Source organism: Bacillus proteolyticus, assembly GCF_001884065.1.
Classification (GTDB): domain Bacteria; phylum Bacillota; class Bacilli; order Bacillales; family Bacillaceae_G; genus Bacillus_A; species Bacillus_A proteolyticus.
In genome coordinates this window covers 36,599-52,761 of record NZ_MACH01000052.1, presented here as the reverse complement: position 1 = coordinate 52,761, position 16,163 = coordinate 36,599, and the positions used below count along the sequence as shown (strand labels likewise).

The following is a 16,163-nucleotide window of genomic DNA, read 5'->3' as shown; positions in this document are numbered from 1 at the left end:
TTCTTTATTATACTTTCCCATTTCATGTTTGAATAGTCATTTTTCTGAAAATAATGAAGATAGACTAAACATTTCAATAAGTGACATCAAATCTTACAAAACTGTTATGTTCACGTAATGGAAAGCGATAGTACGAAAAGATGCCTCCCTATACAATAAAGTTATAAACAAGAGAGACAAAAACAAGGAGGAAAACAATCATGATGAAAGAAATCGTAAAAGCAATCTTTGAGGTATTAGTGAACGGACAAGCAGTTGTAAAAGAACTAAACGAACTATAAAAAGGAGTGAAGGAATATGATAAACATGGTGAAAATGATTTTACACGCTTTAGTCGACGCAAAAGCAGTTAGCCAAGAATTAAACCAACAATAAAAAGGGGTACATGAATATGAAGAAAGCCATTATTATGATCGCAAGTACGGCAATTGCCTTATACACAATAAAAAATAGAAAAAAGAAAAAAAATGCAAATGCTCTATATTATCCATACACACTATTGAAGAAAAAATAAAAGACAAGGTACCCTATTGTAATGAGGATATCTTGTCTTTTATTTTTCCCTATTCCCTTTAAAGGATTTCCTCCTCCTTTCCCCGAATGTATTAAGCGGGATTTTTACACATATTTTAAAGGGGCATATATACAAATGGATACTCAACAACTATATTTTTTAAACGATATCGGTAAACAAAAACCAGAAAGCATTCGGAACAGAAGCGCTGCATGTCCTTTTTGTGACAGAGAAAATTTAACGGATATTTTAGCAGCTGAGGGCTCTATTATTTGGCTGAAAAATAAATTTCCTACATTAAAAGATACCTTTCAAACAGTGCTAATCGAAACAGATAATTGTGAAGATCATATCGGAACATATACAGAAGAACATATGAGAAAACTAATTCGTTTCTCTATTTACCATTGGTTAAACTTACAGAATAACGAAGAATTTGCATCTGTGATTTTATATAAAAATCATGGTCCATTTTCAGGTGGCAGTTTGCACCATGCACACATGCAAATTATCGGAATGAAATATGTAGACTATCTCGAAAATGTAGAAAAGGAAAATTTCCAAGGAGTAATTGTACAAAAAAACGAACGTATTGAACTCAATATTTCAAAGCGTCCTATTATTGGCTTTACTGAATTTAACATAGTCATTGAAGATATTGCATTTATAGATGAAATGGCAAATTATATTCAGCAAACTGTACGTTACATACTGACAGATTTCCATAAAGGATGTAGTAGTTATAACTTATTCTTCTATCACCTAAATGGAAAAATCATTTGTAAAGTTGTTCCTAGGTTTGTCGTTTCACCATTGTATGTAGGGTATAAAATACCACAAGTTTCTACAAAACTAGAAGAGGTGAAAATACAACTAGCACAGTATTTCATGAAACAAGAAGACAAAATTATTCATAAAAAAACAGAGTAGGTGTCGAAAACCTACTCTTTTATTACGCCTTTATTCCGATAATATACATCTTCTAATCCAACGTTATACTTCATATTGTTATCCGTCCACTCTGGCCCTAGATTCCCTGGCCATCCAGATGTATTTGCTATATATTTCAGTAATGCAAAATCAGTCAGACCCTTTTGCACCCCACGCTTATATCCTTTCAGTAAGTGCGGCATTGCAATTTGCGCATTTGTACGCGGATCTTTCAACTCTTCATCAGTTAAATTATCCGGTGCAAGCCCACCACCGCGGTGCAATTGAAACAATCCGAATGAAGTTCCGTTATCTCCAACACTTCTTGGATTTAACCTACTTTCATGTTCGGCAATTGTCAGAGGTATCCATTCTGGAAGGTTTACTTTCTTTGCTTCCTCTATAATAATTTGTTTCATCTGTTTTGCTTCCTCTGAATCAACATAGCTTGTCTCATTTATTAGCTTATCCATTCCTTCAGACTTCTCTTGGAAATATAAATACACTCCAAGAACAACTAAAAATCCTACAAAGAATTTCTTCACTACCTCTACCTCTTTCTCCGCTGAAATTTGTCCCCTTTCAGCCTTCCCTTTACAATTACCTACATTCTATCATTCTCTTACTCTTCCATCATAGCAAATTACTATACATATTATCATCATGCTTTAGACCGATTTCGCGAAAAATAATTGGTAAATATATGCAAAAATGTAACTAACATGGACTATAACTTATTTCTTGTATATAATTGTAAATTGAATTCTATATAGACTAGGAGCATATATAAATGAAAAAAGCCCTACTACTCTTTTTTAGCATTTTACTACTCATTCCTATACACACATCTGCGCAAACATCATCCAAGCCAAAAGTACTTTTTTTGTATAGTACAGAAGACAACAAAATTACAAACAATGTACAAATCCTTAATACTCAGTTAGGGCACTTTACAAAAGATATAACAGTAAAAAGTTTAAAAGAGATACATGAAATTAGTAACTCATCTTCTTATACACATATCGTTTATATCGGAGAGCAAAAAGAAGTTCTTTCTACTGAAGTAAAACAATTTCTAGAAAGCTTCTCAGGTCCAGTACTAGTTTTAGGTCAAAATGTTGAGCAATTATCTAATCGTTTTTCTTTCATTACCTCGGATGAAACTGATATACGAACTCATACTATAGAATATCCGACACACAAATTAAAAAATGAATTACAAGAAGAACGCTTAATGAAGAAAATTGAAGCAAAAGGAACAACTCTTGCTTACGCCTTGAGTGCCGATGGAGCCCATCCATTAATTGTTCAGCAAGGAATATCATATTATGTTGCAACTCCAAACCTTTTCGATTGGATGTCTCATTACGTCGGTGAAATGCTATTTTCTTACTTTGAACAAAAGCCGATGACAAATAAAACTTCAGCTTATTTACGTCTTGAAGACGTTCATCCAGCTGTAAATGTAAAGCAATTAAAAGAAATTGCTGAATTACTAAAAGAGAAAAACCTTCCTTATATGATTACTGTTATCCCTGTTTACAAAGATCCCGACACAGGAAAAACAGTACATTTAAAGGATAACTCTGAATTAGTCGATGTTTTACGCTTTATGCAAGATAACGGTGGTTCAATCGTTATGCATGGCTACACCCATCAGTTTTATGATAGTGAAACTGGCGAAGGTTTTGAATTTTGGGATGTAAAAACAGATCAACCAATTCGCCAACCAAACCATGAAAAATCAAAGACAAAAGAAGATTTTCAGTCTACAGAAGACTATAATAGATACGTAGAGAACGGAAAAGCCTTCGAAGAAAAATATACTAAAGATCATATTGAAAAAGGGATTACAGAGCTTGTAGGAGCGAAATTATATCCAGTTGCCTTTGAGGCTCCGCACTATACAATGTCTCAAAAAGGATATGAAATACTTTCTCAATATTTCTCTACTTATGTAGGACAACTACAACTAAACGATACAACTTGGAAATCTATGCATTCACCAGCTTATACGAGTACACCATCGTTTTTACATGGGATGAAATTAATACCTGAAACGGTTGGATTTATCGAAGAAGGCCAGCCACAAGATATTGCCAAAATGAAAGAACGTGCTTTATCTATCACTAAACTATCTGATGGAATTATCGGCGCATTCTATCACCCTTACTTAGGTGTTCAACCATTAAAAGAAGTATTAAAAGAACTAGAAAGCATTCCAAACATAGAGTGGATTGATTTACAAAAAGAAACGAATGAAGTAAAAATGAAAGATATTCATATTACTACTAATAAAGACGGCATTCACGTTGAAAAACCAACAAGTGCGAATGACATAATTAATTATATAAAACAATATGGGTTCTTCCTTATAATTGGGTTCATTATAATTGTCTTTCTTTTATTATTAAGACGTGCGAAAAAATTAGAGTCATAAAAAAACACCAAGCGAGATGCTTGGTGTTTTTTTATGACTCACTAACTTTATAAAATCGTACCGTATTCGCATATATTTGCTCAGTAACTTTCTCTACTGGTATTTTTTTTATTATACTAATTTCTTGTAATACATCTTTTATCATATAAGGATGTGTCATCGTATCCTTCTGAAATTCCCATGGGCCATCTGTTTCTACCATCATATATTCAAGCGGATAATACGAAACGATTTTTCTAATTTTCTCCTTATGTAAAACATCCGGTGTGATAGAAATATAATAACCGTTCCTCATCATCCGTTTCATTGTCTCTTCACTTCCTTTAAACCAATGGAAGTGTGCGCGTGAAACTTTATATTCTTCAAGAAAATCACATACAGTGTCAGCATCTCCATAAACCGCATGCAATACAATTGGTAAATCATGTTTACTAGCTAGTTCAACAAACTTTTTTAACACCGCTATGTATGGATCGATAGCAATATTTTCATCTTCTTTCCTTAAATAATACGGGAGTCCCACTTCACCAATCGCAACAATGTCCTCTACATGAGCTTCAATTAATTTAAATATGCGCTCACATTCTTCTCTATGAATCGGCTGCTCCGGATGAAAACCTATTGCTGGATGTACAAAAGGATATCGCTTTGCTAAAGATAAAGTTTCTAGGCATGATTGATAATTCATAGATACTGCAATAAGCCCTTGTATCTCTTTACTGTTTTCCACATCTATAAGTAATCTACTTTTCTCTTCATTCTCATATTGATCAACATGTATATGGCTATCAATCCATTTCATCTTTATGCCCCCATAAAAAAAACAAGAAAGGGTCCCCCTTCTTGTTTTATCATCTATATTATTTAACAATTAAATTTGTTATTATATCAAATAATCCAATACATACTATGGCAACAGTAAAGTAGCTACAGAAATCTTTAATTGGAAACTTCACTACTTCTTCTTTACGCATCCCAGTTTTCTCCCTTCTTAATATATCCCTAATTATTTTTTATCTATTTGTATCTATTATGCAAAAAATATGACAAAGTTACTATCGAATTAACTTACGTAAACCTTACAATATTGTAAGGTTAAAAAAAGAGCCTCATCTAAATAGAGATGAGGGCTATTAAAAAGTAGTTGGTTTTTCATTCTTCATTAACATTACAAACGGAAAGTGATACAGTGAGACTTTCTAGTTATACTATATGAAATTCACTATATTTTAACTATCGAATTACATTACAGAAGGCTTACATGTTTGTAAGCTATGCGTAATGTAATTCGATAGTTTCCCTTACCTATATTTCGTACAATAAAGTTAGGAAGTAAGCCAAATAAGAAGAACACTCACATAACCAAATTACATTGCTAGTAGCTACTCTTCTTATATCTTTCACTCACGCTACTACAATGTACCCCCTTCCCCTTTATATAATAAAAAAAGCCTTAGTCCATATGGACTAAGGCTTTTTCATGAACTCCAAAATACCCCTACCTAGTATTTTTATTTTCGACAAAAAATAGGTGGGGGTATAATCCGCTATCTCATCGTTAAAAGTTTACTCTTCGCATTAATAGGAATATTTACAACTTCAATTTCTTCAATTGCCTCGCCGTAGCGTCCTTTTGCGTACACCTTTAATGCCCCCTCTCTCTTTAACATATGCTTAACAGTCTTCTTTATTTTTTGCTCTCTTCCACGTTCGTCAAATGCAATAAATTCATATTCATACCACTCATCACCAATATGCTGACCAATTGTATTCACAACCGTATAATATTCTTTCGTCTTATAAAGTGGATTATATTTATCGATAACTGGTCCAAGTTTCGTAGGCAATAACATTACTACTATCACTATCATCGCTATTATAGTAGTGATCATTTTTTTCTTCATAATAAATCTTCCTCCCTTGCAGGATATATATACATCCATTTTAAAAAGAAGGAATAAAATCTACTATTGAATCTCATTACATTACACTTACATTTTTGTAAGAATTAAAAAAGGCGAACGAATTTACTCGTTCACCTTTTAGCTCGCTTTAAAACCACCGCCAAGTACATCACGCACATCGTGAATGACAACGAAGGCATCTTCATCAACTCGGCCGATAACTTGCTTTAACTTAACAAGCTCTTGTTTATTAATAACGACATATAATACTTCTTTATTTTTACCAGTATATCCGCCGCGCCCCTCTAATACAGTGACACCACGTGTCATGTTTTTCGTAATAGCTTCACGAATTAAGTCTGGTTGATTCGAGATAATCGTAACTGCAGTCTTTGTATCCATTCCTTCTACAATGAAATCAATTACTTTCGCTCCGATAAATACAGCAACGAGTGTATACATTGCCTTTTCTTGCCCTATTATAAATACAGAACCAGCAATTACAACGATATCAATAATGAGTACGCCTTTACCAACACTCCAACCTAAGTATTGATTTGCTAACTGCGCTAAAATTGCCGATCCTCCTGATGTACCTCCAGCTTTGAACATACACCCTAATCCGATACCTACAAATAGACCCGCGAATAAAGCTGCTAAGAGCGTATCACTATTTACATGATACTCAATGTGCTCTGTAACATATAAAAACAAAGATGTTTCTACAATCCCTAAAATTGTATAAACCATCGTTTTTTTATCAAAAAATTTATAACCAACAGCCAGTAAAATTGCATTTATAGCAAAATTGACAATCCCTGGCGACCAACCAAATAAATAATACGTAACAACCGTTACACCAATAATGCCACCTTCTGATAAACGGTTTGGAATTGCAAAATAATTAATACCGATTGCGAATAACAATGAACCAATTGTAATTAATGTTATCTCTTTTATACGTTGATTAACCATAGTTCATACCTCCCCCCATTTGACATTGTATCACTATCTCCTAGAGGTTTAGAAGTGGTTTTTATTACGCCATTCTTCTCATAACAGCAATGGTATTATGTTTAAACAAACACCTGATTAATTATTCATATTTGCTCTAACTGCACGAGCAAAGCGTTCCACATTACCTTTCTGAATATACTTAGCTGTTACCGTTTCCTGATTACAAGTAAACACTAATTGCGGATGAAAATTTATGTCGTCTATATGCAAATACGAATACTCTTCAAATGTTGATGGATAATACGAAAATCCTCCATAAAAGAGGAGACGTCTAGTAGTAGCAACGAAAATTCCATGCCGATATGATAAGGTAAAATCATCTTTCTCAAATATCCCTATCACAAATGCTAAAATTTGTTCATCATCCTCTACATACTTTTTCATACTTAATAAAAGTTCATTCATACATATCCCTCCAAATTCTATTCATTGCTTTAACACTTGAAAAGAATCCATGGATTATTACAGACCGGTGTAACTCTTTTATAAAGTATGAAATGCGTTTCCTGTCAAAGACATTTCAAAAAATAATCCGTTATGTGATTATACACATAACGGATTATTGCTAAACTGTAGAGCGTTCCACAAGTTTATACGGAATTTCCATCTTTTCTTGTTTAGAACCCTCATCACTTACTCGTCTGTAAAACATTTCAAAAGCCGTCTTACCTATTTCCTTTAAATTTTGGTCAATAGTTGTCAGTTGTAAAACTTGAGAAATCGGTTGATTATCAAAACCAATAATCGCTAAATCCTCCGGAACTTTAATACCTAGTTTATTAACTTCTGTCATGATCCCAATAGCAACTTCATCTCCTGCCACTATTAATGCTTCAGGTGGATTCTCCATCTCCTTAAATTGATGTGCAACTCTTACACCATCTTCTAATGTAAAGCATTCTGTGAAAATCCGATCTTCCATCACTTCTGCATCTATTAATTGTAGCTGTTGTTTATAAGCATCAAAACGTTTCTTACTACTTGGTCCTAACTTTCTTCCCGTACAATATCCAATCTTCTTATAACCTTTTTCAATAAGATAACTCATCCCTAATTGAAAGGCATTAAAATGATCTGTATATACACTCGATATACTTTCAATATCATTATCCTCACAAGCAATAACCGCCCCATACGCTGCATACGGCTCTATAATTTCCCACTCATTGGCACGAGAACAAATGATCAGACCATCTAGTTGCTTTGTTTTCAACATATGTAAACTTTTCATTTCTTCTTTTTTATTGTAATTCGTTTGACAAAGAAGCACTCGATAATTGTGAGCTAACGCAACTTCCATCATTCCACCCACCATCGCATCAAAACACGGATGATTAATATAAGGTAAAATCACACCAACAATATTCGTCTTCCCTTTTGATAAATGAACAGCATTTGCATTTTGTGAGTAATTCAATTTCTCAACTATTTCTAAAACAACTTTCCTTTTTTCTTCACTTACATACGGATGATCATTTAATACCCTCGAAACAGTCGTAACCGAAACCCCAGCCATCTTTGCAATATCTTTAATATTAGCCATACACTCACCTCTACTTTTAACTTAATAAATCACATGAACATATGTCAAATCTTCTCATCATGACACCTTCATTCGTTTTTCTTACAAAAGTGTAATTTTCCTGTAAGCTAATTCGATAGTGACTCTCCGCTATATTTCATACAATTAAGTCAGAAACAGGGCAACAACCATTCGAAAAGGAGCGGATCTAATATGATGAACAAAATGAAAGCAAACAATTTCTTAAACACAATGGGCATGGTATTATCTGCTCTTATCGATGCAAAAGCTGTTGCTTCTACATTAAACAAGTAAGGAGAATATATTATGAATAACATCACTTTTAACAAATTAGATTTTTTAGGACTTTCTAGTGGCTCGATTCTTCTTACTGCTTTTATTTACGCCGCTACGCTTGTATAAACTTTGTGTCCCCTTTCCCCTTTATTATAAATAGTAATAGAAAAGACGACCGTCTATGCCCGGTCGCCTTTTCTTATTTTTGATTTGATTGCAAAGTTACCTTTAGCTCTTCAAATTTTTCATTTAATTGATCTGTCATCATTTTCATAGCTGTTTTCCGATCTATTTGTTCTCCCGCATCAATTTGAATCGGATCTCCAAAAATTAATTGCGCCCTTTTTCCTTTTATTAATTCTTTTACACTTGATGGACCAATATAAGCTGCCGGTACTAATGGAACGTTAGAACGCAGCGCAATCGTAACAGCCCCAGCTTTTAATGAAACATCTTCTGATGATCTCGTTCCACTCGGAAAAATCCCGACTACCTTTCCTTCTTTTAATAGGCGTGATGGAATTTTAAGTGTACTCGGTCCTGGATTCGCACGATCTACAGGGAATGCATTTACATTTTTAAAGAACCAATTTTTAAATTTCCCTTCAAACAATTCTTTTTTTGCCATGTAATGAATTTGGGTTGGATACATCCCCGTTGCTAACATTAAAACATCCATAAAACTTGTATGTGTGCACGCAACAACGTAAGGGCCACCTTCTGGTAATTTTTCTCTCCCTTGCACTTCTACCTTCCCAGCCATTTTAAATATATATTTCAACGAAAATGTAATTGGTTTATACATTTGTTTCGTTCCTTTCTGAATATCCGAAGTATAATCATTTTCTTACAACGATTATAACACTAAGTTTTAGGAGTTGGTAATAAAAATAAGTATTTATTGTTAAATTTCAATTCTTACAAAAGTGTAATTTTCTTGTAAGCTAATTCGATAGTTACTTCTTACAATATTTCATATAATTAAGTCAGAAAGAAACAAGTAAGGAGAATGTATTATGGATAACATCACTTTTAACAAATTAGATTTTTTAGGATTAGCTAGCGGCTCCCTTCTTCTTACTGCTTTTATTTACGCTGCTACGCTTATATAAACTTTGTGTCCCCTTTCCCCTTTATATAAATAGTAATAGAAAAGACGACCGTCTATGCCCGGTCGTCTTTTTAATTTTTTCTTTCCTTCAATTCTTTTAAAAGCTGTATCAGTTCAGCTTGTTGTTTTACATTCTTACGACCATTTCGATTAATTGCTGCAAGCTCGCAGGCAACTCCAGCAGCAAAGAAAAACAATAAACTTTCTAACATATAAAATCCTCCAGTTGCCTATTAAACAGCTTGGCGCAATTGCTTTTCTTGCAACATTTGCTTATTTGCATTTTCTTCTTTTCTCTGACAAACATTATTACGAATAAGCGCTGCAATAACAAATAATGTTCCTACAATATCAAATGTTGTTATTTTATACCCTTGCATCATCATAATAACTAACGTAGTAATTGGCACAAAGTTAATAAATAAAATACCATTAATGGATGATAAGATTTTCACACCGTAGTTCCAAGCAAGTAGTGCTACGATACCTGGTAATGTCATCATAAATAACAAGTCATACTTCACAATAGAGATCGTTTCCATACTTGGAATTGATACATATCCAAGTGCCGTAATGATTACCGTTATAATCCCTGTGACAGTTGTACCAAATACACATGTCAACGTAGAATAACGTAATGTTGACCAATCGCTACACGTTTGACCACCCATCGTATAAATAACCCATCCTACAACACCAACAAATATAAATGCTAGTGAAAACATGTTATCTTTCAATGTTAAAAAGAAACTCATGTCGCCTTTCGTAATAACAAATATAGCCCCTACAAACGCGATAATCATGCTCGTTATCATATACTTCTTCGGCTTTATATGTTTATATCCCCATAAAATACAAATTGAAATCATCGGCATCAGTGCCTCCATAATAGAAGCTACCATTACACCTGATTTCCCCATTAACATTTGTCCTAGAAAAATTAATACATTATATACGGTAAACGCCATTGTTCCAAAAAAGACGAGTAACTTCCCTCTTCCTTCTAAGCGAAATGCTTTCTTTCCTTCTTTCATTAGCAATAATACAATCAGTACAATTGCTACCGCCCCATAACGAATAAACGAAAAATAAAACGGATCTATGTATTCTAGCGCATGATCAGCAACAGGAAACATCGCTCCCCATGACATACTTGCTATTAAACACGCCAAAGCCCCTATTATCATTTGACCTCTTTTCACCACAATCCCCCCACTTCTTTCTATTTGCACAAAGAGAATTGTAAAAGAAAAAATATATCACGTAAAATGATTCAAAATGATGTTAAGTATCATTTATAATGATACTTAACATCAAGGGGGCATAAAATGGAATTACGAGACTTACAAATCTTCCAGAGCGTTGCTGACCGAGGTAGTGTAAGTAGCGCAGCAAAAGAATTAAATTACGTACAATCAAATGTAACAGCACGTATTAAACAGTTAGAAAACGAATTAAAAACACCGCTCTTTTACCGTCATAAACGAGGCATGACTTTAACAGCTGAAGGTAGAAAAATGCTCGTTTATGTTCATAAAATTTTGCAAGATGTTGAAGAGCTAAAACAAGTGTTTTTAGATAGCGAAACACCATCTGGTATATTAAAAATTGGTACAGTCGAAACAGTAAGCACATTGCCTACCATTTTGTCTTCTTACTATAAGAGCTATCCAAATGTCGATCTATCATTACAAGCTGGTCTAACAGAAGGACTTATTAGAGAAGTAATCGATCACCAATTAGATGGTGCATTTATATCAGGTCCTATTAAACATCCATTAATTGAACAATACGATGTTAGTACCGAAAAATTAATGCTTGTTACACAAAATAAAGCTTTTCATATAGAAGAATTCACTACGACGCCCCTACTCGTTTTTAATCAAGGATGTGGATACCGCTCCAAGCTAGAACATTGGCTTAAAGATGAAGGTTTGCTTCCAAAAAGAATTATGGAATTTAATATATTAGAAACAATACTAAACAGTGTCGCACTCGGCCTTGGGATTACACTCGTACCGCAGTCCGCCGTCCAGCATCTTTCCAAGGCAGGTAAAGTACATTGCCATGCAATCCCTGAAAAATATGGTAGTATTTCCACGGTTTTCATACGCCGTAAAGATAGTTATATGACAAATTCAATGCGTAGCTTTTTAAAAACAATTGAAGGGCATCATCATATCAACATGCTTTAAAGGACATTCTTACACGAATGTCTTTTTTTCTTACAAAAGTGTAATCCTCCCGTAAGCTAATTCGATAGTTGTAGGCGTCCATATTTCATATAATTAAGACATAAAGCAGGGCAACAACAATTCGAAAAGGAGCGGATACGCATGATGAACAAAATGAAATCAAATAAATTTTTAAATACAATGAGCATGGTGCTATCCGCACTTATCGATGCAAAATCTGTTGCAACTACATTAAACAAATAAGGAGAGATTATAATGAGTAACATTACTTTCAACAAATCAGACTTTATCGGACTTGCAAGCGGAGCAACTCTTCTTACAGCTTTCATTTATGCACTTGCTCAAAGTCTTGTTTAATACTTTGTTTCCCCAAACCCCTTTATATAGAAAAGGCTGCTCGTCTTATAGACAAGCAGCTTTTTAGTTTGTTTCATATATAATTTGACCTGTTTTCGTCATATCGTATCCGCCAATCGCTTTTAATTCATCATGAAATTCTTCCGATTGCAGAATGTCTTTCATGACTTCGATCAGCTCTTCATTTTCTTTATTCTTCAAAATCACTAAATCATACTGCTCTTTCATGATTGGAATAAAGTCTACGTTCACAATTTGTGAAAACTTTTCTGATCCTACCCCAACATCAGCTTTTCCATTCGCAACTTGCGAGGCAACACCAAGGTGATTCGATTCTTCCCATTCATACCCGCTAATATCTTCTTTATTTATTTTTTGAATTCGCAATTGCTCATCCACTAATACCCTAATACCAGAACCCTTTTCTCGATTTATAAATCGTATAGATGACTGAGATAAATCAGCCCATGTTTTTATATTTTTTGGATTCCCTTTTTGCACATAAAACCCAACATTCCTTGATAATAAATTAATCATAATACATGGTTGTCCGACTAAAATACGTTTTACGTAAGGAACATTATACGTACCCGTTTCCCCATCAAACAAATGCAAACTAACGACGCTTCCTTCTCCTTGATACATCTTCACCAAACTCGTTAAACTACCTTGATACGCTCTTAATATATTAGAATTTGGCATACGATTTTCTATACGTTTTGCCAGCATATCTAACGTTAGTTCTTGCCCGCTAATAATACATGTATTCGAGGTACTATTACCATCGTTCTTTACAGGAACAACTTGCACCTTACCAGTTTTCATTTGCTTTATATATTGTTCTAAATCCGCTGCATCAATGCGCATCTGTCTACCAACTCTATAAGAAGGCAGTTCTCCTTTTTTAATTAAGTCGTATACAGTTAGTTTTGATACTTTTAATCGCTTTGCTACTTCTTCCGTTGTGTAGGAATGATGATCCATAGACGATTCCTCACTTTCTTCCTTCATTGTAACAAAGAAAAGAATATTTCTCCTATTTTTTAAAAACAACCATATCGTTCAAATTATATTCAATTATAACTAGTTATAATTAGTTATATTTAGTTATAATTAAATATATCGAAACGAAAGGGGATTTTTTTATGAACAAATTCACATTACGATCTATTGGGGCACTTATACTTTCTTTCCTTCTTATATTTAGCGCTGCTTGTACAAGTGTGGAAAAGAAAGAAAGGTCAGCTGCTAAAGAGGGACAAACAATCGAACTGACTATATCAGCTGCTGCTAGCTTACAAGATGCATTAAAAGAAATTGAAAAGCAATATAAAGAGAAAGAACCAACTATTCAACTTTCTTTTAACTTCGGTGCTTCTGGTGCACTTCAACAACAAATTGAACAAGGCGCACCTGCTGATTTATTCTTCTCTGCAGCAGAAGATAAATTCCAAACTCTTGTTAAAAAAGGATTCATCGATGAAAAAGAAGGGAAAAATCTTCTTGGAAATGAACTAGTTCTAGTTGTCCCAAAAGATAGTTCTCTTGCAAAATTCCAAGATTTAAAAGATGAAAAAATCAAGAAAATTGCACTTGGTACACCTGAATCCGTACCTGCGGGAAAATACGCAAAGGCTTCTCTCACACATGAAAATCTTTGGAATGACATTCAAAATAAAGTCGTATTTACAAAAGACGTTCGCCAAGTGTTAACATATGTAGAGACAGGCAATGTCGATGCTGGTATCGTATACAAAACAGATGCTCTTATTTCAGACAAAGTAAAGATTGGTGAGACAGCAGCAGCTACTTCTCATGAGCCAATTCACTATCCTTTAGGTGTTATAAAGGAATCTAAGCATAAGAAAGAGGCGACTTCATTTTATGAGTATTTGCAGTCAAAAGATGCACAATCTATCTTTAAAAAATATGGATTTACAGTCCTATCATAATTGCCATGAGCTTTGATGCTATTTTGTCACCGATCTTTCTATCTTTACGAGTAGCTGCATACGCCACCATTATCGTTACAATTTTAGGGACGATTATCGGGCGAGCGCTAGCACGCTCCTCATGGAGATATAAAGTAATATTAGAAACGATTTTCTTATTACCAATGGTACTTCCGCCAACTGTAATTGGCTTTTTCCTCATCATCATTTTTGGAAATAATAGTCCCATTGGAATGTGGATAGAATCATTGTTTCAGCAGTCCATTATGTTCACATCTACTGCTGCGATCATCGCTTCTACAGTTGTTGCATTTCCGCTTATGTACCAATCAGCAAAAACAGGATTTTCTATTGCGAATGTACAAATTGAAGAAAGTGCTCGTGACCTTGGTGCCAGTGAATATCAAGTTTTCCTGCACGTGACACTCTCACTTGCATTTCCTGCCTTACTAAGCGGAATGATTTTGAGCTTTGTTCGTGCGCTCGGTGAGTTTGGTGCTACACTCATGTTTGCTGGGAACATTCCTGGTAAAACACAGACTATCCCAACTGCAATTTACATGGCGATTGATGCAAGTAATATGCAACTCGCCTGGACACTTGTAGTTATCACTATTAGTATGTCACTTCTATTTCTGCTATGTATTCAGCTTATTAATAAAAGAATTACTAACTCTTAAAGCAGCTTTTTTCGAAGCTGCTTCTTTATTTCTTAGGAAATAAAATATACCGATGAGAAATAACTGAATTTTACCTTTTATTAAAATATACATTTTATTTGAATTCACTTTCTAAAATAGGCAATTTCCTGTTATTATATGGAGGTGTTTCAAAAAATGAAGAAATGAAAACGCATTTATATCGTAAGTTCTTCATCCTGTTTTAGCGATCGGTAATCTTCTACTCTATTAGTGGGGCATTACCGATCGTTAGAACGATATGTAATTATATTGGTATAGAAAACCGAAGGGAGTCTTGTAATGGACATTTTATTAGCGCTTCTTCCTGCAATCGCATGGGGAAACATCTTATTAGTAAGCGTAAAAATGGGCGGTGGTGCATACAGCCAAACGGTAGGTATGACAATCGGTGCTCTATTCTTCGCAACAATTATGTATGTATTTACTCAACCAACTTTAACAATGACAGTCTTGATTGTTGGTTTTATTTCAGGTTTATTCTGGGCTTTAGGACAAGTAAACCAATTAAAAACAGTTGAAAAACTAGGTGTTTCAACTACTGTAACTATTTCTACTGGTATGCAGCTTGTTGCAACTTCTATCTTTGGAGTTATCGCTTTCCGTGAGTGGACTACTACTACGACGATTGTTCTGGGAACGATTGCAATCCTATTAATCGTAGTCGGTGTTGTATTCACATCACTAGACGATAAAGAAAATGCTCAGCCACCAGGACAATTGAAAAAGGGACTTCTCACTTTAATTGTTTCTACTTTTGGCTATCTTGTATACGTAATTATTATTCGTTGGTATAACATTGATGGTTGGTCTGCTATTTTACCACAAGCAGTTGGTATGTTTGTTGGTGCGGTTGTACTGACATCTAAACATAAACCATTTAACAAATATGCAATTCGTAATGCTTTATCTGGTTTACTATGGGGAACAGGAAACTTATTCTTACTTCTTTCATTACCACGTGTCGGAGTAGCAACAAGCTTCCCATTATCTCAAACTGGAATCGTTATCTCAACATTCGGTGCGATTGTATTCTTAGGTGAAAAGAAAACAAAACGTCAATTGATCTTTATTGCACTAGGTAGTGTTTTAATTATCGGTGGCGCTGTATTGCTTGGTATGACGAAAGCATAAGCTTATAATTTATCAATCCCTGAAGCATAAATGCTTCAGGGATTTTTGATTATAACTATTTTTCAAATATAATAATCTTCATAGTTCTTTTT

At 34.2% G+C, this 16,163-nt stretch carries 20 protein-coding genes; 10 read left to right on the top strand and 10 right to left on the bottom strand.

What is annotated here, in order from left to right; translation table 11 throughout:
• The first annotated feature begins 385 nt into the window (after nucleotides 1-385).
• Nucleotides 386-514, top strand: coding sequence for a spore coat protein B (locus BAQ49_RS05580; RefSeq protein ID WP_071744517.1), 129 nt, complete (start codon nucleotides 386-388; stop codon nucleotides 512-514).
• 135 nt (nucleotides 515-649) lie between these two features.
• On the top strand, nucleotides 650-1,444 hold the full coding sequence (locus BAQ49_RS05575) for a DUF4931 domain-containing protein (RefSeq protein WP_071744516.1): 795 nt from the start codon (nucleotides 650-652) through the stop codon (nucleotides 1,442-1,444).
• A gap of 11 nt (nucleotides 1,445-1,455) precedes the next feature.
• Here the strand turns inward: BAQ49_RS05575 and BAQ49_RS05570 are convergent, their stop codons facing one another.
• Nucleotides 1,456-1,989: a transglycosylase SLT domain-containing protein gene (locus BAQ49_RS05570; protein ID WP_000713240.1), complete on the bottom strand. Its 534-nt coding sequence runs from the start codon at nucleotides 1,987-1,989 to the stop codon at nucleotides 1,456-1,458.
• A gap of 245 nt (nucleotides 1,990-2,234) precedes the next feature.
• Between BAQ49_RS05570 and BAQ49_RS05565 the strand changes: the two genes are divergently transcribed.
• Nucleotides 2,235-3,884 (top strand): DUF2334 domain-containing protein, encoded by a 1,650-nt coding sequence (locus BAQ49_RS05565; protein WP_071744515.1) that lies wholly within the window; start codon nucleotides 2,235-2,237, stop codon nucleotides 3,882-3,884.
• A gap of 31 nt (nucleotides 3,885-3,915) precedes the next feature.
• On the opposite strand, the gene BAQ49_RS05560 is transcribed toward BAQ49_RS05565, so the two are convergent.
• The 5 genes from BAQ49_RS05560 to BAQ49_RS05535 all read right to left on the bottom strand — a co-directional run bounded on the left by BAQ49_RS05560 (nucleotide 3,916) and on the right by BAQ49_RS05535 (nucleotide 8,348).
• Complete coding sequence (locus BAQ49_RS05560; protein WP_071744514.1) at nucleotides 3,916-4,686, bottom strand: TatD family hydrolase; 771 nt, start codon at nucleotides 4,684-4,686, stop codon at nucleotides 3,916-3,918.
• A 745-nt stretch (nucleotides 4,687-5,431) separates the two neighbouring features.
• Entirely contained in the window at nucleotides 5,432-5,788 is a 357-nt protein-coding gene (locus tag BAQ49_RS05550; protein WP_071744512.1) for a YxeA family protein, read from the bottom strand.
• A gap of 138 nt (nucleotides 5,789-5,926) precedes the next feature.
• Nucleotides 5,927-6,763, bottom strand: a complete 837-nt coding sequence (locus BAQ49_RS05545; RefSeq protein ID WP_071744511.1) for a YitT family protein — start codon at nucleotides 6,761-6,763, stop codon at nucleotides 5,927-5,929.
• A 117-nt stretch (nucleotides 6,764-6,880) separates the two neighbouring features.
• Nucleotides 6,881-7,210: a PH domain-containing protein gene (locus BAQ49_RS05540; RefSeq protein WP_071744510.1), complete on the bottom strand. Its 330-nt coding sequence runs from the start codon at nucleotides 7,208-7,210 to the stop codon at nucleotides 6,881-6,883.
• A gap of 160 nt (nucleotides 7,211-7,370) precedes the next feature.
• On the bottom strand, nucleotides 7,371-8,348 hold the full coding sequence (locus BAQ49_RS05535; RefSeq protein WP_071744509.1) for a LacI family DNA-binding transcriptional regulator: 978 nt from the start codon (nucleotides 8,346-8,348) through the stop codon (nucleotides 7,371-7,373).
• Nucleotides 8,349-8,654: 306 nt separating this feature from the next.
• Here BAQ49_RS05535 and BAQ49_RS32115 point away from each other — a divergent pair, with 306 nt between their 5' ends.
• Complete coding sequence (locus BAQ49_RS32115; protein WP_071744508.1) at nucleotides 8,655-8,750, top strand: DUF3948 family protein; 96 nt, start codon at nucleotides 8,655-8,657, stop codon at nucleotides 8,748-8,750.
• A gap of 73 nt (nucleotides 8,751-8,823) precedes the next feature.
• Here the strand turns inward: BAQ49_RS32115 and BAQ49_RS05525 are convergent, their stop codons facing one another.
• Complete coding sequence (locus tag BAQ49_RS05525) at nucleotides 8,824-9,429, bottom strand: lysophospholipid acyltransferase family protein (protein ID WP_071744507.1); 606 nt, start codon at nucleotides 9,427-9,429, stop codon at nucleotides 8,824-8,826.
• A 211-nt stretch (nucleotides 9,430-9,640) separates the two neighbouring features.
• On the opposite strand from BAQ49_RS05525, the gene BAQ49_RS05520 reads away from it, so the two are divergent.
• Nucleotides 9,641-9,736, top strand: coding sequence for a DUF3948 family protein (locus BAQ49_RS05520; RefSeq protein WP_071744506.1), 96 nt, complete (start codon nucleotides 9,641-9,643; stop codon nucleotides 9,734-9,736).
• Between the two features lie 70 nt (nucleotides 9,737-9,806).
• Here the strand turns inward: BAQ49_RS05520 and BAQ49_RS05515 are convergent, their stop codons facing one another.
• Together BAQ49_RS05515 and BAQ49_RS05510 are read right to left on the bottom strand one after the other, a co-directional pair.
• Complete coding sequence (locus BAQ49_RS05515) at nucleotides 9,807-9,947, bottom strand: YrzO family protein (RefSeq protein WP_071744505.1); 141 nt, start codon at nucleotides 9,945-9,947, stop codon at nucleotides 9,807-9,809.
• Between the two features lie 21 nt (nucleotides 9,948-9,968).
• Nucleotides 9,969-10,937, bottom strand: coding sequence for a DMT family transporter (locus BAQ49_RS05510; RefSeq protein ID WP_071744504.1), 969 nt, complete (start codon nucleotides 10,935-10,937; stop codon nucleotides 9,969-9,971).
• Between the two features lie 126 nt (nucleotides 10,938-11,063).
• Between BAQ49_RS05510 and BAQ49_RS05505 the strand changes: the two genes are divergently transcribed.
• Both BAQ49_RS05505 and BAQ49_RS05500 read left to right on the top strand, forming a co-directional pair.
• Nucleotides 11,064-11,930, top strand: a complete 867-nt coding sequence (locus BAQ49_RS05505; protein ID WP_071744503.1) for a LysR family transcriptional regulator — start codon at nucleotides 11,064-11,066, stop codon at nucleotides 11,928-11,930.
• A gap of 255 nt (nucleotides 11,931-12,185) precedes the next feature.
• Nucleotides 12,186-12,287, top strand: coding sequence for a DUF3948 family protein (locus BAQ49_RS05500; RefSeq protein ID WP_071744502.1), 102 nt, complete (start codon nucleotides 12,186-12,188; stop codon nucleotides 12,285-12,287).
• Nucleotides 12,288-12,350: 63 nt separating this feature from the next.
• On the opposite strand, the gene BAQ49_RS05495 is transcribed toward BAQ49_RS05500, so the two are convergent.
• Nucleotides 12,351-13,298 carry a substrate-binding domain-containing protein gene (locus BAQ49_RS05495; RefSeq protein ID WP_083596095.1) on the bottom strand — a complete coding sequence of 316 codons (948 nt, stop codon included), beginning with the start codon at nucleotides 13,296-13,298 and terminating at the stop codon, nucleotides 12,351-12,353.
• 134 nt (nucleotides 13,299-13,432) lie between these two features.
• On the opposite strand from BAQ49_RS05495, the gene modA reads away from it, so the two are divergent.
• The 3 genes from modA (at nucleotide 13,433) to BAQ49_RS05480 (ending at nucleotide 16,071) form a co-directional block, all read left to right on the top strand.
• Complete coding sequence (gene modA / locus BAQ49_RS05490) at nucleotides 13,433-14,239, top strand: molybdate ABC transporter substrate-binding protein (protein ID WP_071744501.1); 807 nt, start codon at nucleotides 13,433-13,435, stop codon at nucleotides 14,237-14,239.
• Nucleotides 14,240-14,244: 5 nt separating this feature from the next.
• A complete protein-coding gene (gene modB / locus BAQ49_RS05485; RefSeq protein WP_071744500.1) occupies nucleotides 14,245-14,919 on the top strand; it encodes a molybdate ABC transporter permease subunit in 675 nt (224 codons plus the stop codon).
• A 300-nt stretch (nucleotides 14,920-15,219) separates the two neighbouring features.
• Nucleotides 15,220-16,071, top strand: a complete 852-nt coding sequence (locus BAQ49_RS05480; RefSeq protein WP_070140575.1) for a GRP family sugar transporter — start codon at nucleotides 15,220-15,222, stop codon at nucleotides 16,069-16,071.
• Nucleotides 16,072-16,163 lie beyond the last annotated feature (92 nt).

What these genes read in the sequence shown, in the direction of transcription:
- BAQ49_RS05580 (WP_071744517.1), top strand. Translation starts at nt 386, where the DNA reads ATGAATATGAAGAAAGCCATTATTATGATCGCAAGTACGGCAATTGCC.
- BAQ49_RS05575 (WP_071744516.1), top strand. Translation starts at nt 650, where the DNA reads ATGGATACTCAACAACTATATTTTTTAAACGATATCGGTAAACAAAAA.
- BAQ49_RS05565 (WP_071744515.1), top strand. Translation starts at nt 2,235, where the DNA reads ATGAAAAAAGCCCTACTACTCTTTTTTAGCATTTTACTACTCATTCCT.
- BAQ49_RS05560 (WP_071744514.1), bottom strand. Translation starts at nt 4,686, where the DNA reads ATGAAATGGATTGATAGCCATATACATGTTGATCAATATGAGAATGAA.
- BAQ49_RS05550 (WP_071744512.1), bottom strand. Translation starts at nt 5,788, where the DNA reads ATGAAGAAAAAAATGATCACTACTATAATAGCGATGATAGTGATAGTA.
- BAQ49_RS05545 (WP_071744511.1), bottom strand. Translation starts at nt 6,763, where the DNA reads ATGGTTAATCAACGTATAAAAGAGATAACATTAATTACAATTGGTTCA.
- BAQ49_RS05540 (WP_071744510.1), bottom strand. Translation starts at nt 7,210, where the DNA reads ATGAATGAACTTTTATTAAGTATGAAAAAGTATGTAGAGGATGATGAA.
- BAQ49_RS05535 (WP_071744509.1), bottom strand. Translation starts at nt 8,348, where the DNA reads ATGGCTAATATTAAAGATATTGCAAAGATGGCTGGGGTTTCGGTTACG.
- BAQ49_RS32115 (WP_071744508.1), top strand. Translation starts at nt 8,655, where the DNA reads ATGAATAACATCACTTTTAACAAATTAGATTTTTTAGGACTTTCTAGT.
- BAQ49_RS05525 (WP_071744507.1), bottom strand. Translation starts at nt 9,429, where the DNA reads ATGTATAAACCAATTACATTTTCGTTGAAATATATATTTAAAATGGCT.
- BAQ49_RS05520 (WP_071744506.1), top strand. Translation starts at nt 9,641, where the DNA reads ATGGATAACATCACTTTTAACAAATTAGATTTTTTAGGATTAGCTAGC.
- BAQ49_RS05515 (WP_071744505.1), bottom strand. Translation starts at nt 9,947, where the DNA reads ATGTTAGAAAGTTTATTGTTTTTCTTTGCTGCTGGAGTTGCCTGCGAG.
- BAQ49_RS05505 (WP_071744503.1), top strand. Translation starts at nt 11,064, where the DNA reads ATGGAATTACGAGACTTACAAATCTTCCAGAGCGTTGCTGACCGAGGT.
- BAQ49_RS05500 (WP_071744502.1), top strand. Translation starts at nt 12,186, where the DNA reads ATGAGTAACATTACTTTCAACAAATCAGACTTTATCGGACTTGCAAGC.
- BAQ49_RS05495 (WP_083596095.1), bottom strand. Translation starts at nt 13,298, where the DNA reads ATGAAGGAAGAAAGTGAGGAATCGTCTATGGATCATCATTCCTACACA.
- modA (WP_071744501.1), top strand. Translation starts at nt 13,433, where the DNA reads ATGAACAAATTCACATTACGATCTATTGGGGCACTTATACTTTCTTTC.
- modB (WP_071744500.1), top strand. Translation starts at nt 14,245, where the DNA reads ATGAGCTTTGATGCTATTTTGTCACCGATCTTTCTATCTTTACGAGTA.
- BAQ49_RS05480 (WP_070140575.1), top strand. Translation starts at nt 15,220, where the DNA reads ATGGACATTTTATTAGCGCTTCTTCCTGCAATCGCATGGGGAAACATC.